This window comes from Kitasatospora sp. NPDC004799 (assembly GCF_040609095.1).
GTDB lineage: Bacteria > Actinomycetota > Actinomycetes > Streptomycetales > Streptomycetaceae > Kitasatospora.
Genome location: NZ_JBEXJK010000114.1, coordinates 1 through 21065 on the forward strand (window position 1 = coordinate 1; position 21065 = coordinate 21065).

Here is a 21065-nt window from a genome sequence, read left to right on the forward strand (position 1 = left end):
CCGTCCCCGGCGCCGGCCGTTGCCAGCGTCCCCGCCCCCACACCGCCCCGAGGATCCTCCCGTATGCGAACCCGCCCCCACGTCACCGCCCTCGCCCTCGCCGCCGCGGCCCTGCTGGCCGCCGCCGCCCCCGCGGCCGCCCACGGTGACAGCGTCCACCTGGACGTCACCGGCCAGCAGAACGGCCGGGTCAGCACCGTCGCCACCTGGGAGAACGACCACGACCCGGTGACCGGCGAGTTCGCCGGCACGCTCGCCGCGACGGCCTCCGACGGCCGTACCGTCGGCCCCTGGCGCCTGGTCACCGTCCCCGACCGGCCGGGGACGTACACCACCCGGGAGGTCCTGCCGGTCGGGCACTGGCGGGTGACGGTGGACTGCGCCTTCCCGGCGCTCGGGCACGGTGAGCGCGAGTTGGACGTCGACACCGTGGTGATCACCGACCCGGTGCCCCCGGGGACGGCGGGCCCGGCGGTGCCGGAGGCCCAGCCGCGGTCCGTCGAGGTGACGCCCGCTCCGCTCCGGGAGACCGACGGTGTGACGGGGACTGCGGGAGCGACGGGGACCGCCGGGGGGCCGGGGACCACCGGCGCGGCGGGGACCGCCGCGGCCCCCGTCGCCGCCCGGGAGGCCTCGCCCGGCCCCGACCACGCGACCACCTCCGACGCCACCGCCTGGGCCGCGATCGGCACCGCCGTGGTGGCCGTCGTCCTGGTCGCCACCGGGCTCTGGCTGCGCCGGCACCGCCGCTGAGCCGCCCGGGCCCGCCCGCCGGTTCCGCGCGAACACCCCGTCGCGGAACCGGCCGGGTGCGAACCGACGTCCCTTCCGGTCACCGGGCGCCATCGGGCGCCCGGCCGACCGCAAGGGAGCATCCGCGCATGAAGAAGGTCCTGATCACCGGCGGCGCGGGATTCATCGGCAGCACCGTGGCCTCCGCCCTGCTCGACCGGGGCATCACCCCGGTCGTGCTGGACGACCTCTCCCGGGGACGGACCGAGTTCGTCGCGGACCGGATCTTCTACCGGGGCGACATCGCCGACGCCGCCCTGCTCGACCGGATCTTCGCCGAGCACCCCGACATCGACGCCACCGTGCACTGCGCCGCGAAGATCGTCGTACCGGAGTCGGTGGCCAAGCCGCTGTACTACTACCGGGAGAACGTCGCCAAGACCGTGGAGCTCCTGGACGCCCTCCAGCGCCACGGCTGCACCCGGGTCGTCTTCAGCAGCTCCGCCTCGATCTACGCCCCCACCCCGGACGCCCGGGTGGACGAGAGCAGCCCGGTCGAGGCCGGCAGCCCGTACGCGCGCACCAAGCAGATGATGGAGCACGTCCTCCAGGACTGGACGCGGGGCGAGGGCGCCGAGCGGCAGCGCGTCATCACCCTGCGGTACTTCAACCCGATCGGCGCCGACCCGCAGCTGCGCACCGGCCTCCAGGACCTCCACCCCACCCACGCCCTCGGCAAGCTGATCGAGGCGCACACCACCGGCACCCCGTTCACCGTGGCCGGCACCGACTGGGCGACCCGCGACGGCTCCGGCATCCGCGACTACGTCCACGTCCAGGACCTCGCCGAGGCGCACGTCGCGGCGCTGCTCAAGTTCGACGAGGTGGTCGCCCCGGGCGTGGCGGACCGCTACCGGGTGATCAACGTCGGCACCGGCCGCGGGACCACCGTGCGGGAGCTGATCGCCGCCTTCGAACAGGCCGTCGGCACCAGCCTGGAGGTGCGGGAGGCCGGGCCGCGGCCCGGGGACGTCATCGGCTGCTACGCCGTCGTGGACACCGCGCGGGACCTGCTCGGCTGGCAGCCTCGGCGCGGCATCGCCGAGGGGGTCGCGGACGCGCTGGCCTGGCGGCGGGTCTGGTCCGCCCGGATCGGCGTCAGCTGACCGCCGGAGGAAGCTGGTTCGGCGTCGCCGAGGCGTGCTACGTCACGGCCTCGCCGACGGGCGCTACTCGACGGCCTCACCGGCGGGGGCTACTCGACGGCCTCGCCGGAGGGCGTCACTTCACGGCCTCGCCGGACTTCGACCAGTTGTCGCGCAGCCGGTCCAGGTAGGACTGCGCCTGGGAGCCGATCTTGACGCCCCGGGCGAAGGCCAGCATGTTGCCCGCGCCCGCGTTGTAGCCGAGGGCGACCAGTTCGTCCCGGCTGAGCGACACGCCCGGCCGCGCGGGCAGCTGCGCGGCGAGGTCGTGCAGGTGCCAGGCGGCCGCCTGGATCGCCAGGTTCCGGTCGTCCGGGAGCTCCTCCCACTGCCGGGAGGCGAACGGGCGGCCGGGCCTGGTGTCGTCGAAGGCGGCCCGGTGCATGTTGGCGATGCCGAAGGAGGCGTCCGGCTTGCCGCGCTGCCAGGCGCGTTCGAGTTCGGGGTCGTGCGGCTTGTACGCCTCGTTGTAGAGGATCGCCATCAGCAGCTGGGGGTTGACCCCGGCCTCGGCGGCGTACTGGCGGACCGGCGCCGCGTAGTCGGCCGGGTCGTAGCGGCCCGACGGCTTCGAGGGCTTCGACGGCGCCGCGGAGGAACCGGTCGACGGCGCGGTACCCGCGGAGGGCCCGGCCGGGGCGGCGGCGGTCGGGGAGGGGTCGGCGGAGGCCGCGCCGTCGTGCCCGGTGCCCCGGACGAGGCCGAGCCCGGCCACCACCACGACGCCGATCACCAGCCAGCGCCCCCGGCCGGACCCCTTCTTCTCCTCGCTCACCGCTGCCGCCCCTCCCCGTTCGCCCGTGTGCTCGTTCGACCGCCGAGCGGCTGATCGTGCCCCGCGGCAGGTTACTCGGCGGGCTTCCGGTCGCCGTCGAGGTTGCGCAGGAAGTCCTTCGCCTTCTCGACGCCGGTGTCGATCTGCCCGCTGTACTTGCCGTCCGTGCGGCCGTCGATCGCGTCGCCGACCTTGTCCAGGCCCTGCCCGATCACGTCGCCGTGCTCGCGGGCGAGGTCGGTGGCCTTGTCCGCGAGGTTCTTCAGACTCTCAAACATGGTGACGCTCTGCTCCTCTGATGCGTTCCTGATGGTGTGCCGACGTGGGCGGGGATCTCGACCATCCTAACGACGGCCCACCGGGCGGTCCGTCGCTGCCGGGTGACGGCGGATGACTTTGCTGAAATGGGTTTGTATGCTCCAGCCCATCTTCTACAGAAGTGTAGAGGTTGGAATTCCCCACCAGGACGTCACCGGGTCCGAAGGGCGGCCCGGCACACGCGGCGGTGCGATCGTGCCGCCGCGGCCGCAACGATCGAGGGAAGTGCGCATGGCCGGTCAGCGGGCGAGAACGCCGTACCAGGACGCGGGACCGCGTACCGAGGACCGCGCCCTGCCCGCCCAGCGCTCCTGGGCGGGCGGCGGGGGAGCCGTCGGTCCGGGGAGCGCCGCCGGTCCCGCGAGTACCGTCGGTCCGGGGAGCGCTGCCGGTCCCGCGAGTGCTGTCGGCCCCGGGAGCGCAGTCGGCCCCCGGGCGTCCCGGGCGGTCCGCCCGCCGCGCCCCGGGGCCGCCCGCCGTCGCCAGCAGGCGCGTCGGCGCGGCGGGGCGGCGGCCGCGCTCTCGGCGGTCGGGCTGCCGCTGCTCGGGGCGGTCGCGGACGAGCTGGACGGGCCGTGCGTCGGCCTCCTCTTCACGGTCGGCTCGGTGCTCGGGACGGCGGCCGCGGCACTGCTGTGCAGCCGGGCCGGCCGGTGGTGGGTGGTGACGGCCGCGCCGGTCGTGGTGCTGCTCACCGCCTCGGGCGTCGAGTACCTGGCGCACCCCGGGGCGTACCAGGGGAAGAACCTCGGCACCGGCGCCCTGCGCTGGGTGGTCGGGGCGTTCCCGGTGATGGCCGCGGCCGTGGCGGTGGCGCTCGTGGTGGTCGCGGCGCGTACCGGGGCGGTCCGTACCGGGGCGGTCCGTCGCCGGGCGGTGCCGGAGCACCGACGCCCCGGCCGGACAGGCGCCCCGGCGGGGAGGGGTCGCCGTGGCTGAGCGCCGCCCCCTCCGTACCGGCCGTACCGGCGGCCGCGGTCAGCGGGGCTCGCGCGGACGCGCCCTGCGCCGGGGCACCGACCCGCTGACCGTCGCCGGGCGCACCCTGGCCTGCACCGTCTCGATCGCCGTGCTCGGGGCCAGCGGCTTCACCTGGTACGAGTACCGCAGCCTGGACGACGGCATGATCAAGTCCACCGCGCTGAGCGAGGCCAAGAAGAACGCCCCGCCGCACCTCGACAAGTCCGTCAACCTGCTGCTGATCGGCCTGGACAGCCGCAAGGACATGGACGGCAACGACCTGCCCAAGCAGTTCGTCGAGGCCGAACTCCACGCCGGCTCCAGCGGGATCGGCGGGTACAACACCAACGCCCTGATCGTGCTGCACATCCCGGCCAACGGCGGCAGGGTCACCGCCCTCTCCGTCCCGCGCGACGACTACGTGCAGACCGTCGGCGCGGACGGGCGGATGCACAAGATCAAGGAGGCGTACGGCATCGCCAAGGAGGCCGCCGAGCAGAAGCTGGCGGGCAAGGGGCTCTCCAAGGCGGCGCTGGAGCGGCACAGCCGGGAGGCCGGCCGCTCGGCCACCATCCAGACCGTGCAGAGCCTCCTGGACGTCCCGATCGACCACTTCGCGGAGGTCAACCTGATCGGCTTCTACGACATCGCCAAGGCCGTCGAGCCGATCCAGGTCTGCCTCAACCACCCGGTGGACGATCCGATCACCGCCCGGACCGCCACCCACGAGGGCGGCGGCACCGGCCTCAAGCTGCCGGCCGGGATCAGCTCGCTCAACGCCGCGCAGGCGCTCTCCTTCGTCCGCCAGCGCCACCACCTCACCAACGGCGACCTCGACCGCACCCACCGGCAGCAGGCGTTCCTCTCCTCGGTCGAGTACAAGCTCAAGCAGCAGGGCATCCTGAACGACTTCGGGCAGATGCAGCGGCTGTTCGCGGCGGTGAAGAAGGACGTGGTCATCGACAACGAGTGGAACATCCTCGACTTCGCCCAGCAGGCGCCCAACCTGACCGGCGGCAACGTGGAGTTCAACACCCTGCCGATCAGCGGCTTCCGGACGGTCGGCGGGCAGGAGGTCAACACCGTCAACCCGGACCTGATCCGGAAGATCGTCCGGCAGCTCTTCAACCACGAGCCGGCGCCGTCGGTTCCGGCCACCCCGCCCGGGGACGCGCCGACCGAGCCGGACCCGACCCCCACGCCGCCCCCGAGTGCGGCGGCCAGGGCGGCGGTCGACGTCCACGCGGCCGCGGGGGCGGGTGCGGCGGCCGACGAGTCCAAGGCGCTGGCCGAACTCGGCTACCAGGCGGGGAGGATCGGCGACGCCCCGGCCCGCACCCGGGCCACCACGGTGGCGTACGGCTCCGGGGCCAGGGCCGACGCGCAGCACCTCGCCCTCCGCTACGGGGTGACCGCGGTCTCCTCGGCGGCCGTCCCCGCGGGCCGCATCCTGCTCACCCTCGCCGCCCCCCGCACCTCGAGCCCGACCGCCCCGCCCTCGGCGGCGGCCACCGCGGGCGACCCCTCCGCCGACCCGGCGGCGGGCCTGCCGATGCAGGGCCCGGCGGTGAAGGCGGGCGGGATCCCGTGCGTGGACTGAGCTCGGCGCTGTTGCCTGTCAGTGGCCCGTGGCACCGTACGGCCTCATGATCAACGATCTCGAGGGCCTCGACCGCGTCGACTGGTCGTCCATGGGGCACGCCTACGGCTCGGCCGACGAAGTCCCGCTCTGGCTGCGGCAGATGGCCTCCTCCGACCCCGACGTCCGGGAGGAGGCCTTCAGCAGCTTCTACGGCTCGGCCCACCACCAGGGCGACGTCTACTCGTGCACGGCGGCGAGCGTGCCGTTCCTCCTCGCGCTCGCCGGTGATCCCCAGGTGCCCGACCGCGCGGCCGTCCTCCGGCTCCTGCTCAGCATCGGACGCGCGGCGCTGGACCGCGACGGCGTCTACTACAGTCCGTCCGGCCACGCGTCGACGCCCTACGCGGATGTCGTGCCCCAACTGCGTGAGCGCATCGAGGACTTCGTCCGGCACGCGGCGGACCCGGACCCGCGGGTACGGCAGGCCGCCGTCCCGGCCCTCGGGCTGTTCCTCGACGACGCCGAGCGGGCGTTCGCCCTGCTGCGTGAGCGGCTGGCGGCCGAGAGCGGCACCGCGGAGCGGCTGCTGGTCGTCGAGACGGCCGCGACGCTCGCCCAGCGGGTGGCGGCCGCGCCCGGCCCGGTGACGGCCTGGCTCACCGCCCTGGCCACGGACCCGGCGCTGGACGCCGACATCCGGCTCGCCGCCCTCGTCCACCGGGCCGCCTGCACGCCGGAGGCGATCGACGCCGGGCTCGTGCCGACGGCGACCGGTCTGCTCCAGCGGCTCGCTCCTGCACCGGACCCCGAGGCCCCGCGTGCGGACCGTGGACCGTGCACCTGCGCGGACACCGCCACCGAACCGGCACCGGACCACGGCACCCCGCCGCAGATCGCCGCCGTCTTCGCCGACCTCGACCGCCACGGCCGCGTCCACGCCCCCACCACCGAACTGCTGACCACCTTCCACCGGGTGCTGGACGCGCGGGTGCCCGAGCGCACCGCCCTGCTCACCGCCCAACTCCGCAGCCCCGACCGGGCCACCCGCTACGACGCCATCGCCATGGCCTGGGACCTGATCAGCTCCTGGCGCGGCGACCACACCGGCCTCGTCCTCCTGCTCGCCGACTGCCTGCTCCCCGACGACCCGTACACCGCCGCCGAAGCAGCCGACACCCTGGGCAAGCTCCCCGCCGTCCTCGCCGAACCCGCCCGCGAAGCCCTCGCCACCCTCGTGGAGGCGCACCGCACCACCCACGGCCCGAACGTCTGGGCCGCCCGGCACCCGCTGCTGCGCCGGGCCCACCAGCAGGCGGTCACGGCACTGGCCGGCCTCGGCGACGAGCGGGCCCTGCCCAGCCTGCTGACGGCGCTCGACACCGGCACCGACGCCTGGCGCGCCCTGCAGGCCGTCGGCCACCTCCCGCAGTGCGCCGGGGAGTTGACGCCGAGGCTGATCCCGCGCCTGGCCGACGCGGACTGTTCCTGGCCCTGGGGATCCGGCACCGCCCTGATGGCCGCCCTCAACCGGCTCGGCGACCCAGCGGCCGTCCCCGCCCTCACCACGGCCCTCACCACCGCCCTCGGCCAGGAGCAGTGGCACACCGCCGGCGCGGCCCTCCACGCGCTGGCCTCCATCGGCCCCGGCGCCGCCTCCGCCCTGGAGCCGGTCCGTCCGCTCACCGACGCCGAGGACCCGGACCTGCGCTTCGCCGCCGTGCAGGCCCTGTGGCACATCGAGCGCGACCCCGCCGACGCCGTGCCCCGGCTGACCGCCCTGCTCGACACCACCAAGAACCACGACGCCGCCGACCTCCTCGGCCGAATCGGCGGCCCGGCCGCCGCCGCCCTGCCCCGTCTGCGACAGCTGACCGAAGCCGCCCACCCCTGGACCCGGGCGCTCGCCGCCACCGCGATCCACGCCATCGCCGGCCCGACGGAGGCCGAGGCCGTCCTGCCCGTCCTGCTGGCGGCCTGGGACGAAAACGACTCGACCGCCGACCTGGTCGTGGCCTGCCTCCAACGTCTGGGCCCCGCCGCCGCCCCCGCCCTCCCCCGTATCCACGCCGAACTCGCCCGCACCCGCCGCAGCGGCGACCTCTTCTCCACCGTCGCCGACGACGAGGCACTGCAAGGCGCCGCCCGGGCCGTCATCGACCAGACAGCCTGACGGCGCCACCACACCCACCGCTGCCGCCCCGCCCGCTCGCCCGGTCGTACGGGCGGCCGCCAAGGCCACCGTCCACCGGGTGCGTTGGAAGCCATCGTCGGCGTCGCGCCGACCTAGGGACCCACAAGGCGGCGGTCGGGCCAGGTACAGCCCTGGATGGCTCAGGATGGGCGACGCCGCCCCGACCAACGTCCCGCCGGAGCAACCCCCGCGAGCGCGGGGCCGATGGCCGGGCTTGATCACTGGGGGCTCCGTGGTGGGAGCAACCCCCGCGAGCGCGGGGCCGATGCCGAGCAGGTCCGCAACGACCGCGGTGAGCTGGAGCAACCCCCGCGAGCGCGGGGCCGATCCAACTCTCGGTGATCAGTCGCTTCGGTAGCTGGAGCAACCCCCGCGAGCGCGGGGCCGATCGGCCGTAGCTCTCATGGCCGATATTGCGCTCGGAGCAACCCCCGCGAGCGCGGGGCCGATGCCCGGCAGGAAGCCCAGGGCATTGCCGCCGAGGAGCAACCCCCGCGAGCGCGGGGCCGATGCTTCCTGAGCTGCGGTGATGCGTCTCAGGAGGCGCTGGTTGATTCAGTTCGATTCGGTTGGCGGTCTGCAGCGGTGCTCATGTGGTGACGTCATCTCTTCGGGGAGTCGGGCTGGATGTCGGTGCTGGGTCCTAGGCTCGTGAGCGTACTCGTTCGTGGAGGTTCAGGACGATGGTTGAGGACCACTGGCGGTCGTACCCGCCCGAGGTCAGGGGCTGGCTCGGGGCGTTGTGGGGCAAGTCGGCCGGGCGGGCCGGGGGGACGGCCAACCTGCTGTTGTCGCACATGCTGGACACCGCAGCAGTGGCCGAGGTCGTGTGGGACCGCTACCTGCCACCGGTCACGCGGCGGCGTCTGGACGCCATTGCGGGCGGACCGAGGAAGGGTCGGCGCCTGTTCGCTTGGCTGTGCGGGATTCATGACTGCGGCAAGGCCGTGCCCGCGTTCCAGTGCCTTGACCCCGACGGGGAAGCCGACGTCCGCCGATCGGGTCTGTCCTGGGACAAGTATGCGGTGAAATCACAGACTTGGCGGCACGACAAGGCCGGCGGCCGCCTGCTGCGGGCCGTGCTCGCCGACGCCGGGTGGGCGGAGGAACAGATCGAGTGGGTCTGGCCGCTGGTCGCCGGCCACCATGGCCGCTTCCCGACTCTGGGCGACTTGCGTCCGAGGAAAGAGGACCTGCAGGGGAAGGGGCCGTCCTGGAAGCTGGCTCAGTCGGCGCTGGTGGAGGCGTTCTCCAGGGAGCTCGGCTTCGAGGGGAAGTCGCCGTTGGCCGGGGTGGAGCCTGTCCTCGTACCGAGGCGTGCGGTGCAGCTCCAGCTGTCCGGCTTCGTGGTGATGGCGGACTGGATCGCCAGCGACGAGCGGCATTTCGCCGGGGTGCTGGACCTGGCGGCGGTGACGATGTCTCAGGCGCGGCAGCGGGCCTCGGCAGCGTGGACGCAGCTCGGTCTACGCGGCGGGTGGGGAGCCTTGCCGGCTCCCGGGCCCGAGGCGTTCCGGGACCGCTTCGGTCACGGGACCCGTCCGTCGCAGGATCTGGTGCTCGACGTCGTGCGCCGGATGGGTGGTCCGGGCCTGGTGATCGTCGAGGCGCCGATGGGGGAGGGGAAGACGAAGGCCGCGCTGGCGGCGGCGGAGCTGCTGGCCGCCCGGTACGGCCTGGACGGCGTGTACCTGGGCATGCCGACCCAGGCGACCGCGGACCCGATGTTCACCCAGGTCCGGTCCTGGCTGCGCAAGGTCGAGGAGGGCCTGGAGGATCAGGTAGTGCTGCTGCACGGCAAGCGGATGTTCAACAAGGAGTGGCGCGGCCTGCTGGAAGACGCGGGGGAGTGGGGTCAGGACGCCGACGCCCGCTACTCGACGGTGGACGAGTACGGCATGCGGTCCGATGGCTTCGACGGGTGCGAGGGCGGGGAGCGCAGGGCTCCGGCCGAGTGGTTCCTCGGCCGTCGTCGCGGACTGCTGAGCCCGTTCGCGGTGGGCACCATCGACCAGCTCCTGTACGCGGCGACCCGCACCAAGCACGTGATGCTCCGGATGGCCGGCCTGGTCGGCAAGGTCGTGGTCCTGGACGAGGTCCACGCCGCCGATGTCTACATGTCGCAGTTCCTGCTGGAGGGCCTGTGGTGGCTCGGTCAAGCGGGCGTGCCGGTGGTGCTGCTGTCGGCGACTCTGCCGCCCGAGCAGCGCCGTCGCCTGGTCGCCGCCTACCTGGCTGGTACGCGGTCCGCAGAAGTCTCGGACGTGCTGCACGTGCCCGAGCCGCAGGGCTACCCGAGCGTGACGGCGGCATGGCCCGGGCGTGACGGCAGGCCAGGGCTCCTGGTCGAGAGCACCGAATCCTGGCGCGAGGACCTTCAGGTGCGGATCGAGGTGCTCGACGAGCGGCCGACGCGAACCGCTTCCCACCAGGGCGCGCAGCACGTACCAGAGCCGGTGGACACCGCCGTGGCCGACCACCTGAAGGAACGCCTGGTCGACGGAGGATGCGTCCTGATCATCCGCAACACCGTGCCCCGCGCCCAGGCCACCTTCGAGGCCCTCCACAAGGAGTTCGGCGCCGACGTCCGCCTCCTGCACGGCCGCCTGCACGCAGGTCACCGGGCGGACCGCACAGAGGAGGTGCTGCGCCTCCTCGGCCCGCCGACGACAGGCGTTGAGCGGCCCGACAGGCTCATCGTCGTCGCCACCCAGCTCGCCGAGCAGTCCTTCGACGTCGACGCCGATCTGCTGATCACCGACCTCGCGCCCGTGGACCTGCTCCTCCAGCGCATCGGACGCCTCCACCGCCATGCCGGCGTCAAGCGCCCCCATGCGCTGTCCCGGCCCACGGTCGTCGTCACCGGTATCGGCCTCGACGGTGACGAAGCACCGTACATCCTGCGCGCCTCCGAGAAGATCTACGGCCGCTGTCTTCTCCTGCGGACAGCCGCCGAGGTCGAGCGGGCGGCGGCTGCCGCAGGCACGTGGAACATCCCGGGCCAGGTGCCGGACCTGGTCGCCCGGGTCTACGGCACGGACCCGATCGTCCCGGAGACATGGGCCGAGGCCGAGGCACAGGCCCGGCAGGAGTGGGAGGAGCGGCAGGCCGAGCGTCGCGCGAAGGCCGCCGAGTACGTGCTGACCCGAGCAGGGGAGCACGGGGCGTCCACGCTGGCAGGGCTGCACTCCGGAGGCCATGGCTCGCTCTCCGAGGGCCAGTTCGAGGCACTCGTCCGGGATGGTGACCCCAGCGTGGAGGTGGTCCTGGTCCGCAGGGAGGCGGACGGCTTCCGAGCGATGACGGGCCGCAGGCTCGGCCCGAACGGCGAAGTCGCCGCGGAGGTGGTCGACGACGTGCTCTCCGGAACAGTGCGCCTACCTGCCAAGCTGACCGGGGCGGCGGAGCAAGCCCTCGGCCCCCTGCCGGGGTGGCGGGACCATCCGTGGCTGCGCTACAGCCTGGCCCTGGAGTTCGACGGACAGCGCGAAGCGGTCATCGGTGACTTCCGGCTGCGCTACGACGACCTGCTCGGCCTCGTGCTGAGCGGGGGAAGACCGTACCGGTAGGAGCGGGGCGTGTGGGCGGGGCAGGCGGAGTGCTGTTCCGCCCACACGCCCCCAACCCCGCGAGCGCGGGGCCTACTTGTAGCCGAACCCGGCGCGCAAACACGGCCAGGGGCCATCCCCGCGCAGGAAACCCGCGGGACCGAGGGGCAATTCAAGCATTCGCCTCACAGCGGAGAACCGGGGGTGCCACGATGAACCAGCAGCGAGCTAAACAAGGCCAGTTGGGAGAAGAGCGCGTGCCTGGGTACAACCTTGTCGACGAACCGTGGCTGGCGGTGCGGCCCGTCGGCGGCGGGCCGCCCGTGGAACTGGGGATCGCCGAGGCCCTGGCCCGCGCCCACGAGCTGGAAGGCCTCGTCGTCGCGTTCTCCACCCAGCTGCCGGCCGTCCTGCGTCAGGTCCTGCTGCCCGTCGTCGCCCACGCCACCGGCGCGCCCAGGACGCTGCGGGAGAAGGGTGACCGGCTGGCGCAGGAGAAGGGGTTCACGGAGGACGAGTTGAGCAGGCTCCAGGCCTACCTCGGCGAGCACCGCGCGAAGTTCGACCTCTTCGATCCGGCCGCCCCGTTCGCGCAGGTCGCCGGGCTGCGGACCGCCAAGGACGAGACGAAGGGCTCCGCGGCCCTGGTGGCGACCGCGGCGAGCGGCAACAACGTGCCGCTCTTCGCCAGCCGTACGGACGGGGACGCGCTCGACCTGACGCCGGCTCAGGCCGCCCACTGGCTCGTGCACACCCACTGCTGGGACACCGCGGCGATCAAGACCGGTGTCGTCGGCGACGACCAGGTCAAATCGGGGAAGACGACCGGGAACCCGACCGGCCCGCTCGGGCAACTCGGCGTCATCATCCCCGTCGGGCGCACCCTGTACGAGACCCTCCTGCTGAACCTGCCGGTCACCCCGGTCAATGTGCTCGGAACCCCGCAGTGGACAAGGGGGCCGCACGGCCCCGCCTGGAAGCAGCGTGCGGCCGAGGGTCTGCTCGACCTGTGGACGTGGCAGGCGCGACGGATCCGGCTCATCCCGCACCAGGACGAGGACGGCGCGCTGAAGGTCGCCCGGGTCGTCATCAGCGCCGGAGACCGGCTCACGGTCCTGCCCGCCCAGGAGCCGCACACCGCCTGGACGTTCACCGCGCCCGCCAAGAAGTCCGCGTCGGCGCTCCCCGAACGCAGGCCGCGCCGGCACACCCAGGGCAAGGCCGCCTGGCGGGGCCTGGACGCCCTCCTGACCCCCACCCGCGAGGGCCCGGACGGCGTCTTCGAGACCAGCGTCCTGCTCGACGAGGCCGGCGCCCTGCGGGAGATCGGCAGACTCCCCGCCGACTACCCGCTGCAGGTCGAGACCTTCGGCATGGTCTACGGCACCCAGTCCTCCGTCGTCGAGGACGTCGTCCACGACGCGATCCCGCTGCCACTGCTCGCCCTCCACCAGGACAACGAGGCCCACCAACTCCTCCTGGACGTGGCCGAGCAGGCGGAAGAGCTCGCGAAGGCCGTCAACAACCTCTCCGCCGACCTGCGCCGGGCCGCCGGCACCGACCCCATCCCCTGGGACAAGGGCCAGCGCCCGGGTGACCTTCTCCTGCACACCCTCGACCCGCTGGTGCGCCGCCTGCTCGCCGGTGTCCGCGACGCCGGAACCGACGACGACGTCCTCGAGCGAGGCAGGCTCGCCTGGGAGGAACTGGCCCACCGCCTGGCGCGGGACGCAGCCGACGACCTCCTGCTGGCCGCCCCGGCCGCCACCTTCGCAGGTCGCACGGTGACGCCGCCCGGCAAGTCGGGCAAGCCGCAGACGTACACGCTCGGCACCGCGGGCGCCAACTTCCGGCGCCGACTCGACGAGATCCTTCCCCGCTACGCCGACGCCGTCGGGGAAGCGGCCGCCGCCCGGGAAGCCGAGACCGGACCCGCCCTCGAACCCGATCCCGACAGCGACCCCGGAGCGGACCGTGACCACTGAGCACACCACCGCCGCCAAGCAGCGCCGGTACTGGGACGCGTTCACCGCTCCCGACCACACCTGGCGCATCGACCCCCGTACCGGGCAGCCGCGCCGCCCGCCCGGCGAGGACCTCGCGGCCATGCGCTCCGGCCTCGGGCGCCCCGTCATGGACAGCCCCAAGATGTGGCACCTCTACAGCTGCGAGGTCAACGACGTCCTGGCTCTGCGTGACGAGGTCTCCGACGAGCAGAAGGCCGAGCACGCCGCCCTCGCCCTCTATGGCCTCCACCAGCAGAGCCAGTCCACGCCGATGCACCGCCGGGGCGTCAAGCTCGGCCAGGCCCTGCGGGCCCTGCGCCGCAGCGGCAAGTTCAGCGAGGAGGCACTCGACACCCGCGTCGCCCAACTCGCCGGCGCCACCAGCGTCTCCGCGCTGCTGGTCCACCTGCGCGGCCTGGTCACCCAGCTGCGCACCGTCGGGCAGCCGCTGGACTACGACCACCTGATGGCCGACATCCGGGCCTGGCACCACACCGACCGGCGCCCGCAGGTGCGTCTCAAGTGGGCCATCGGCTACCAGGCCTGGAAGGACAAGGACCAGAGCAAGGGCACCGTCGGTAGCTGACCGCGCCGACGGGCAACCGTAGCCCCGGCACACCCGCCACCATCATCCTCGAGGAGAAGCGCATGACCGACCGCCTCTACATCGACGTGCACATCCTGCAGACCGTTCCGCCGGCGAACCTCAACCGCGACGACAACGGCAACCCCAAGGAGGCCTACTTCGGCGGCAAGCGCCGCTCCCGCGTCTCCTCCCAGGCCTGGAAGCGCGCCACCCGCATCCACTTCACCGAGAACCGCGACCCGCAGGACCTCGCCACCCGCACCAAGCGGATCGCCTCCCAGCTCGCCAAGGGCATCGCCGAGCGCGGCGGCATCGCGGCCGAGGACGCGCAGCGGATCGCCGACGCGCTGATCAAGTCGACCGGGATCTCCGCGGGCAAGAAAGCAGGCGACACCGCCTACCTGCTCTTCTACGGGCGCCGCCAGCTGGACGCCATCGTCGCCCTGGTCGCCGACACCGCCACCGACCTCGCCGCCCTCGACGCCAAGGCTCTCGACGAGGCCGTCAAGACCCTGCCGGTCAAGGAGCAACTGCAGAGCGGGCACCCCGCGGACGTGGCGCTGTTCGGCCGGATGGTCGCGGACATCCCGGGGCTGAACGTGGACGCCGCGACGCAGGTCGCGCACGCGATCTCGACCCACGCCGCCGAGCTCGAGTTCGACTACTACACGGCCGTCGACGACGAGAACACCGCCGACGAGACCGGCGCCGGCATGATCGGCACCATCGGCTTCAACTCCGCCACGCTCTACCGCTACGCGACCGTCGGCCTGCACCAGCTGCGGGAGAACCTCGGCGACGACAAGGCCGCGGTCGACGCCGTCGACCTGTTCGTCGACTCCTTCGCCCGCTCCATGCCCACCGGCTACGGCAACTCCTTCGCCCACCGCACCCGTCCCAGCCTGGTCGCCGTCGTCGTGCGCGCCGACCAGCCGGTGAACCTCGTCTCCGCGTACGAGAACCCCGTCCCGGCGAGCCGCGGCATCGTTGCCGAGTCCGCACGCCGCCTCGCGGTGGAGTTCGCCACCGCCACCGAGCAGTGGGGCGACACCCCGCTGTACGTGGGCATCTGCCACACCCTCGGCGCCGGATCGGAGGAGACCGGGGGGAAGCTGCTGGAGGCCTTCGGTGCGAACCGCACCTTCCCCGAGCTGCGCGAGGGCCTGCGCACGGCCCTCATCGAGCGGGTGAACGACAACTGATGCCCGCCGACCCAACCCCCGCTACTCCCGCACCTGTTCCGCCGGACGAGGCGCAGGCGGTCCTCGTGCTGCGGCTGGCAGGGCCTCTCCAGTCCTGGGGCGACCGCAGCGCGTTCAACCGCCGCGACAGTCGGCCCCAGCCGACCAAGTCCGGCGTCGTCGGCCTGCTCGCCGCCGCCTCGGGCCGCCCACGCGAAGCGGACATCGCCGACCTGGTCGGGCTGCGCCTGGGCGTGCGCGTCGACCAGCCCGGAACGCTGCTGCGCGACTACCACACCGTCAGCGACTACCGGGGCCGACCGCTGCCGCAGGCCGGGGTGAACGCCAAGGGCATCCAGAAGCCGACCTCCCCGGCCAAGGACACCCACGTCACCCACCGCTACTACCTCCAGGACGCGGTGTTCGTCGCCGCCGTCCAGGGCCCGGCCGCGCTCGTCGAGACGCTCGCCGAGGCGATCCGCCGCCCCGCCTTCCCGCTCGCCCTCGGTCGGCGCTCCTGTGTCCCCACCCAGCCGCTCGCCCTCGGCGCTGTGCGCGACGGGACGCTGGAGGAGGTGCTGGCGGAGGAGCCGTGGCAGGCGGGAGCAGCTGCCAGGAACGCCTACCGGCGGCGGGCCCAGCGGAGCCCGGAGCCGTTCTCGCCGCACCGGATCGACCTGGCCGCGACCTTCGACGACCCGTCGGGCGACGACATTATGCAGGACGTCCCGCGCTCCTTCGATCCCCGCGAGCGCGGCTTCTCCACCCGGCGGATCCGCCACGCCTGGCTCAGCGTCCCCACCGGCCTCGACCCGACGACTCCGACCGCCCGACCGGCCACGGCGGCCGGCGGCCACGACCCGTTCGCCCTGCTGGGCTGGTGACCCGATGACCTACCTCTCCCGCGTCCGCATCAACCCGTTGCGCGCCGCCAGCCGCACCCTGCTCGCCAATCCCCGTGCCCTGCACGGCGCCGTCACTGCCGGCGTCCCCGACATCGCCCCCGGCGACCGGGTCCTGTGGCGCCTGGACGCCGACCACCCGCGCCGCCCGATGCTGCTGGTCCTCACCCCCTCCAAGCCGGACTGGACCCACATCGTCGAACAGGCCGGATGGCCCGACGCCGAAGGCGAGCACTACGCGATCCGCGACTACAGCCCGCTGCTCGGCCAGCTCGCCGTCGGCCGCGAGTTCGCCTTCCGCCTCAAGGCCAGCCCCGTCCAGAACACCTCCAAGCCCGAGAGGGCGAGCGCGCACCGCACCAGGACCGCCGCCGAACTCCACCACCGCTCCTACCGCATGGCCCACCGCACCGCAGCCCAGCAGCTCACCTGGTTCCTGGACCGCACCGACCGCTGGGGCTTCACCGTCCCCGAGGCGCGGACGGACGCTCCGGCCCCGGGCCTCGAACCGTCGTCCGCCGAGACCCCCACCGACGCGCGGCCCGCCCGGGAGGTGCGGATCACCGACCGCAGCCGCAACACCTTCACCAAGCCCGGCACCCGCACCCCGGTCACACTCACCACCGCCACCTTCGAAGGCCGCCTGCGCATCACCGACCCGGGCCTCCTGCAGACGGCGCTCCTCGGCGGCGTCGGCCCGTCCAAGGCCTACGGCTGCGGCCTGCTCACCCTCGCCCCGCTGCCCGTCGGAGCCCCCTGACCGATGGCCGACATCTGGTGGAAAGCCCACCCCCACGACCTTCACCGCCTGGCCGACCGCGTCTCCAGCGTCTACGTCGAGCGCAGCCACATCGACCGCGACGAGAACGCCGTCGTCGTCATCAACAAACGCGAGACCGTCCGGGTGCCCGCGGCCATGGTCGCCGTGATGCTGCTCGGCCCGGGCACCCGCATCACGCACGGCGCGGTCAACCTGCTCGCCGACTCCGGCACCACCGTGTGCTGGGTCGGCAAGCAGTCGGCCCCGCACGCGCGGGGATGGTTCCACCGTGTCCAAGCTGAAGCCGATCTGACCCAAGTCGGCCCCGCACGCGCGGGGATGGTTCCTCCCGAAACACCCCGACGCCGCTCGGTGCTCCGTCGGCCCCGCACGTGCGGGGATGGTCCGCCGGAGAGCCCTTGGCTGAGGACTCGTGCCATGGAGGCCGTACAAGGCGGCCTCCGGCCAGGTGCGCAGGCAGCACCTCCAGCGGTCCCGCTTCGGGTCGAACCGCCGCGCCCGGGTGCCGCTGGCGGAAGGTACGCCACCGGGGCGGCCAGGGCCGGCTCCAGTGGCAGCTCGACGGCACCATTGGTCTACCGCCGTCGACTAGGGTCAGTTCGTACGGACGGGGCGGTTGAAGAGGCGGAACTGTCATGGGTGCGGACACCGAGCGGACTGTCGATGTCGTCGTCCTCACGATGAACGACCGGGACGCCGAGTTCCGTGACGCGCTGGCGTCCGTGCAGGCCCAGAAGGGCGTCGGCCTGCGGACGGTGATCGTGGGCAACGGTGTCGAGCCCGACTACGTGCCGTTCGGGACTGTCTCCGTGACCCTGCCGGAGAACACCGGGATCCCGGAGGGTCGCAACGTGGGGGCGCAGGCGCTGGCCGGCCCGGACGCCGGGGAGTTCCTGCTGTTCTTCGACAACGACGCCGTCCTGCCGGAGAGCGACACGCTCGCGCGCCTGGTCGAGGAGTTCGACCGGCATCCGGACGCGGCGTACGTCCAGCCCCGGATCGCGGATCCCGCGACGGGGGAGACCCTGGGGCGGTGGGTGCCGCGGCTGAAGTCCGGTGATGCCCGCCGCCCGGGTGTGGTGACGGTGATGGCCGAGGGCATCGTGCTGGTCCGGCGTGCGGACTTCGAGGCGGTCGGTGGCTGGCCCGGCCATTTCTTCTTGTTCCACGAGGGCATCGACCTGGCGTGGCGCCTGTGGGACCTCGGGAAGTCCGGCTGGTACGCGGCCGGTGTCGAGGTGCACCACCCGGCGACGAACCCGGCACGGCACGGCCCGTTCTACCGCATGGTCGCGCGCAACCGGGTCTGGGTCGCCTACCGGCGCCTTCCGTTGCCGCTCGTGCCGGTGTACCTCGCGGCGTGGACACTGATCAGCGTCCACCGCTTCCGGTCGACGGGGAAGCTCGGGGTCTGGTTCAGGGGCCTTGCGGAGGGGTTGTGCGGCGGGCACGGTGGGCGGCGCCCGATGAGCTGGCGGACCGTGTGGAGGCTCACCCGCGCCGGACGGCCGCCGATCATCTGACCGACGGCCCCTTCGACGTCACCTGCCGGCGGGCCGGATGCCCTCCGGCTGCCGTCCGGGCGGGGGCTCAGTGGCGGATCCAGCCCGGGATGCCGCCTTCGGCGTTGCGGCCCTTCTCGAGGAACGCGATGTTGCGATAGAGGTGCAGGCCGGCCAGGGACGGGCCGACTCCGTCGGTGGGCTTCACGGGCTGCTCCTCGTAGTGCAGGTCGTCGACGAGGCGTTTGACCAGGCCGAGCGTGGTGCTGTCGCACGCCGCAGGGTCCTCGCTTCCGCCGAAGCCCGGGGCGTAGGAGGTCCACAGGTCCTCGATGACGTAGAGGCCTTCGGTGCGGACATGGGGGAACAGCGTCCGGAATGTTGTTCTGACGTGTTCGTTGATATGACTTCCGTCGTCGATGACGATGTCGAACGGGCCGTGCTTTTCGGCGATTTCGGTCAGTTGGGCGGGGTCGCTCTGGTCGGCCCGCAGTGTGTGCAGGCGCTGCTGGTCGAGACCGCTCTTGTCGTGCAGGTCGACGCCGAAGATCAGGCCGCGCGGGAAGTAGTGTTTCCACATCTTCAAAGACCCGCCACCCAGGGTGGGGTGGTCGTATCCGCCGATGCCGATTTCGAGCAATCGGACGGGGTGGTCGCGCAGGTGGCGCAGGTGGCGTTCGTAGAGCGAGGCGAACCAGTGCAGGCCGCCCCACTTGTCCGAGTCGTGGCGCACGGCCAGCCGGGCGAGTCCGGGGTGGTCGGAGGAACAGCCGGTGAGGACGGTGCCGGCCGCCGCCATGATCGAGCCGAGCGGGCGGACGCCCTCCACCGTCATGGACTCCGGGACGAACCGCAGTTCGGTCCGCCGGTTCGCCGGCCCGCCGGGCGTGGACGGCCCGAACAACTCCCGTACCAGGTCGAGCACATCGTATTCGAGGCGGAAGAGCGCGGCCGGGCCGTCCGCCTCGTTCAGGCCGACCGGTCGACCGGCTTGGAGGAGGAAGGAGGCGCTGACCCGCTCCTCGCCGCGGGTGACGTCCAGGGCGATGGTGACCGGCTCGGCGTTGCCCGGCGGATCGCAGCGGAACAGGATCTCGTCGACCAACACGGCCGTGAGGTCGGCCAGTTCGAAGGAGTGGACGACGGAGTGCAGGGCGCGGGTGTCGTCTCCGGCCAGCCGGAGGCATTCGACGGGCGTGGCCGCATCGACCTTCCTGTCCGCCGTCAGGGAATCTGAGAATGTGCTCATCGCATGAAATCCCTTTGTCTGAACTCCATTGGAACGGCTGTCGCGTGACACATTCCCGTGCCCGCCGCTTCCGGTCAAGCATTCCCCGGAATACGGGCTCTGCGCAGGCCGGTGTGATATTCGGTGCGGCTTTCTCGGGCGACAGCCCCGGCCCGGCGTCCTTGAATGCGATGCGGCCGAGCTGGACAATCCCAACGAATCACGCCGCATTCGGCGACCCTCGACGCCTCCAGCCGGTTAGGAGCACTTCGTGCGCATCTTGTTCGTGGTGGCACCCGGGGTCGGCCACCTCATGCCGGCGGTTCCCACCATGTGGGCGGCGCGGTCGGCCGGTCACGAGGTACTCGTGGCCGCGACCGGACCGAGCCTGGACATGGCCGCGCGGTCGGGCCTGGCGGCCGTGGACGTCTCCGACGGCGACGCCGCCGAGGCCTACCACCGGCTCGGTGTCCGGGTCACGAAGAACCGGCCGGACCGGTACGACCTGTCCGAGGCCTGGCGCCGGTTCACCGGTGCGGCGGACCGACCGGACCCGATGGCCGCCGATCGGCCGGACCCCGCGCGCGAGGACGTCGCCGCCCTGGTCCTCGGGGTGGGAGGCCGGATGGTGGACGGCACCGTGGACCTGATCCGCCGGTGGCGCGCGGACCTCCTGGTCTTCACGACCTTCCTGGCCGGCGGTCAGCTCGCCGCCGAGGCCACCGGAATCCCCTGCGTGATGCACGGGATCGGGCTGCCCTACCCGTCCTTCGCCGCGGTGCTGAGCGCGCTGGAGGACGTGCGGGCCCGGCACGGGATCACCGGTGCGCTCACCCCTCCGGTGGCGACCGTCGACCTCTGCCCGGAGAGCCTGCGCCCCGCGGACGCCAAGGCCGGATGGCCGATGCGCTACGTGCCGTACAACGGCGGTGCCGTGCTGCCGGACTGGCTGAGCGCCGCGCCGCGGCGCCCGCGCATCTGCGTCACCTGGGGATCGGTGCTTCCCGCGGTCGGTGGTACCCCGGTCCTGCGGGACGTGGCCGACGCGCTGGCCGCCGAGGACGCCGAGGTCGTCCTCACCACGGGCGGGGCGGATCTGTCCGGTCTGGGGCCGCTCCCGCCGAACCTCCGGGCCGTCGACTGGGCGCCGCTCAGCGCGCTGCTGCCGAGCTGCGCCGCCGTCGTCCATCACGGAGGGTCGGGCACCACCTTCACCGCACTCGCCAACGGGGTGCCGCAGCTGGTCCTGCCCCAGGTCGCGGACCAGCCGGTGAACGCGCAAGCGGTGGTGGAGCGCGGGGTGGGGGTGGCGTTCCCCGACCGGGACGTCGATCCCGGGGCACTCGTCGACGGAATCCGCCGCGCACTGACCGACCGGCGAATGCGCGAGGCCTGCCGGCAGGTCCGGGACGAGATCAGGGCGATGCCCGGCCCCGAGCAGGTCGTCCGGCAGCTGGTCGAGGCCGCCTCGTGACCGGTACCGGCCCCGGACCGGTCGGCGCCCCGGCCTCACCACCGACCGGCGCCCCGGCGTCACCGGGGCTCGGGGCCCCCGCCGCACCACAGAC

Annotated in this window: 16 protein-coding genes, 1 pseudogene and 1 CRISPR repeat array; of the genes and pseudogenes, 14 read left to right on the plus strand and 3 right to left on the minus strand. The window is 73.1% G+C overall.

Annotated elements, in window-relative coordinates:
* The first annotated feature begins 63 nt into the window (after positions 1 to 63).
* Positions 64 to 753, plus strand: a complete 690-nt coding sequence (locus ABZW03_RS16935) for a hypothetical protein (RefSeq protein WP_355258059.1) — start codon at positions 64 to 66, stop codon at positions 751 to 753.
* 128 nt (positions 754 to 881) lie between these two features.
* Positions 882 to 1898 (plus strand): UDP-glucose 4-epimerase GalE, encoded by a 1017-nt coding sequence (galE, locus tag ABZW03_RS16940; RefSeq protein WP_355258061.1) that lies wholly within the window; start codon positions 882 to 884, stop codon positions 1896 to 1898.
* A 115-nt stretch (positions 1899 to 2013) separates the two neighbouring features.
* Here galE and ABZW03_RS16945 read toward each other — a convergent pair whose 3' ends face one another.
* Both ABZW03_RS16945 and ABZW03_RS16950 read right to left on the minus strand, forming a co-directional pair.
* Positions 2014 to 2712, minus strand: coding sequence for a lytic transglycosylase domain-containing protein (locus ABZW03_RS16945; RefSeq protein ID WP_355258064.1), 699 nt, complete (start codon positions 2710 to 2712; stop codon positions 2014 to 2016).
* A 71-nt stretch (positions 2713 to 2783) separates the two neighbouring features.
* The gene (locus ABZW03_RS16950; protein WP_355258067.1) at positions 2784 to 2990 is read right to left on the minus strand and encodes an antitoxin; all 207 of its coding nucleotides are present in this window, start codon (positions 2988 to 2990) and stop codon (positions 2784 to 2786) included.
* Positions 2991 to 3261: 271 nt separating this feature from the next.
* Here ABZW03_RS16950 and ABZW03_RS16955 point away from each other — a divergent pair, with 271 nt between their 5' ends.
* The 11 genes and pseudogenes from ABZW03_RS16955 to ABZW03_RS17005 all read left to right on the plus strand — a co-directional run bounded on the left by ABZW03_RS16955 (position 3262) and on the right by ABZW03_RS17005 (position 18290).
* The gene (locus ABZW03_RS16955) at positions 3262 to 3969 is read left to right on the plus strand and encodes a DUF6542 domain-containing protein (RefSeq protein ID WP_355258070.1); all 708 of its coding nucleotides are present in this window, start codon (positions 3262 to 3264) and stop codon (positions 3967 to 3969) included.
* Positions 3962 to 5590 carry an LCP family protein gene (locus ABZW03_RS16960; RefSeq protein ID WP_355258073.1) on the plus strand — a complete coding sequence of 543 codons (1629 nt, stop codon included), beginning with the start codon at positions 3962 to 3964 and terminating at the stop codon, positions 5588 to 5590. The genes ABZW03_RS16955 and ABZW03_RS16960 overlap by 8 nt, the downstream gene beginning before the upstream one ends.
* Positions 5591 to 5636: 46 nt before the next feature.
* Positions 5637 to 7742: a HEAT repeat domain-containing protein gene (locus ABZW03_RS16965; RefSeq protein WP_355258076.1), complete on the plus strand. Its 2106-nt coding sequence runs from the start codon at positions 5637 to 5639 to the stop codon at positions 7740 to 7742.
* A 198-nt stretch (positions 7743 to 7940) separates the two neighbouring features.
* A CRISPR array of direct repeats spans positions 7941 to 8274; the repeat unit is 29 nt; unit sequence GGAGCAACCCCCGCGAGCGCGGGGCCGAT.
* 172 nt (positions 8275 to 8446) lie between these two features.
* The gene (cas3, locus tag ABZW03_RS16970; protein ID WP_355258079.1) at positions 8447 to 11332 is read left to right on the plus strand and encodes a CRISPR-associated helicase Cas3'; all 2886 of its coding nucleotides are present in this window, start codon (positions 8447 to 8449) and stop codon (positions 11330 to 11332) included.
* Positions 11333 to 11568: 236 nt separating this feature from the next.
* Positions 11569 to 13296, plus strand: a complete 1728-nt coding sequence (gene casA, locus ABZW03_RS16975) for a type I-E CRISPR-associated protein Cse1/CasA (RefSeq protein ID WP_355258082.1) — start codon at positions 11569 to 11571, stop codon at positions 13294 to 13296.
* The gene (gene casB / locus ABZW03_RS16980) at positions 13286 to 13903 is read left to right on the plus strand and encodes a type I-E CRISPR-associated protein Cse2/CasB (protein WP_355258085.1); all 618 of its coding nucleotides are present in this window, start codon (positions 13286 to 13288) and stop codon (positions 13901 to 13903) included. Before casA ends, casB begins: the two co-directional genes overlap by 11 nt.
* A 62-nt stretch (positions 13904 to 13965) precedes the next feature.
* Positions 13966 to 15105, plus strand: a complete 1140-nt coding sequence (gene cas7e, locus ABZW03_RS16985; protein WP_355258087.1) for a type I-E CRISPR-associated protein Cas7/Cse4/CasC — start codon at positions 13966 to 13968, stop codon at positions 15103 to 15105.
* Positions 15105 to 15968 carry a type I-E CRISPR-associated protein Cas5/CasD gene (gene cas5e, locus ABZW03_RS16990; protein WP_355258090.1) on the plus strand — a complete coding sequence of 288 codons (864 nt, stop codon included), beginning with the start codon at positions 15105 to 15107 and terminating at the stop codon, positions 15966 to 15968. The genes cas7e and cas5e overlap by 1 nt, the downstream gene beginning before the upstream one ends.
* A gap of 4 nt (positions 15969 to 15972) precedes the next feature.
* On the plus strand, positions 15973 to 16746 hold the full coding sequence (gene cas6e / locus ABZW03_RS16995) for a type I-E CRISPR-associated protein Cas6/Cse3/CasE (protein ID WP_355258093.1): 774 nt from the start codon (positions 15973 to 15975) through the stop codon (positions 16744 to 16746).
* Between the two features lie 3 nt (positions 16747 to 16749).
* A pseudogene (locus ABZW03_RS17000) lies at positions 16750 to 17004 on the plus strand (type I-E CRISPR-associated endonuclease Cas1); the annotation flags it as partial.
* 398 nt (positions 17005 to 17402) lie between these two features.
* Positions 17403 to 18290: a glycosyltransferase gene (locus ABZW03_RS17005; RefSeq protein ID WP_355258096.1), complete on the plus strand. Its 888-nt coding sequence runs from the start codon at positions 17403 to 17405 to the stop codon at positions 18288 to 18290.
* Between the two features lie 67 nt (positions 18291 to 18357).
* Here ABZW03_RS17005 and ABZW03_RS17010 read toward each other — a convergent pair whose 3' ends face one another.
* The gene (locus tag ABZW03_RS17010; RefSeq protein ID WP_355258099.1) at positions 18358 to 19518 is read right to left on the minus strand and encodes a hypothetical protein; all 1161 of its coding nucleotides are present in this window, start codon (positions 19516 to 19518) and stop codon (positions 18358 to 18360) included.
* Positions 19519 to 19768: 250 nt separating this feature from the next.
* On the opposite strand from ABZW03_RS17010, the gene ABZW03_RS17015 reads away from it, so the two are divergent.
* Positions 19769 to 20971 (plus strand): nucleotide disphospho-sugar-binding domain-containing protein, encoded by a 1203-nt coding sequence (locus ABZW03_RS17015; protein ID WP_355258102.1) that lies wholly within the window; start codon positions 19769 to 19771, stop codon positions 20969 to 20971.
* Positions 20972 to 21065: the final 94 nt, after the last annotated feature.

Excerpts from the sequence above, each read along its gene's own strand:
- ABZW03_RS16935 (WP_355258059.1), top strand. The coding sequence starts at position 64 with ATGCGAACCCGCCCCCACGTCACCGCCCTCGCCCTCGCCGCCGCGGCC.
- galE (WP_355258061.1), top strand. The coding sequence starts at position 882 with ATGAAGAAGGTCCTGATCACCGGCGGCGCGGGATTCATCGGCAGCACC.
- ABZW03_RS16950 (WP_355258067.1), bottom strand. The coding sequence starts at position 2,990 with ATGTTTGAGAGTCTGAAGAACCTCGCGGACAAGGCCACCGACCTCGCC.
- ABZW03_RS16955 (WP_355258070.1), top strand. The coding sequence starts at position 3,262 with ATGGCCGGTCAGCGGGCGAGAACGCCGTACCAGGACGCGGGACCGCGT.
- ABZW03_RS16965 (WP_355258076.1), top strand. The coding sequence starts at position 5,637 with ATGATCAACGATCTCGAGGGCCTCGACCGCGTCGACTGGTCGTCCATG.
- cas3 (WP_355258079.1), top strand. The coding sequence starts at position 8,447 with ATGGTTGAGGACCACTGGCGGTCGTACCCGCCCGAGGTCAGGGGCTGG.
- cas7e (WP_355258087.1), top strand. The coding sequence starts at position 13,966 with ATGACCGACCGCCTCTACATCGACGTGCACATCCTGCAGACCGTTCCG.
- cas5e (WP_355258090.1), top strand. The coding sequence starts at position 15,105 with ATGCCCGCCGACCCAACCCCCGCTACTCCCGCACCTGTTCCGCCGGAC.
- cas6e (WP_355258093.1), top strand. The coding sequence starts at position 15,973 with ATGACCTACCTCTCCCGCGTCCGCATCAACCCGTTGCGCGCCGCCAGC.
- ABZW03_RS17005 (WP_355258096.1), top strand. The coding sequence starts at position 17,403 with ATGGGTGCGGACACCGAGCGGACTGTCGATGTCGTCGTCCTCACGATG.
- ABZW03_RS17010 (WP_355258099.1), bottom strand. The coding sequence starts at position 19,518 with ATGAGCACATTCTCAGATTCCCTGACGGCGGACAGGAAGGTCGATGCG.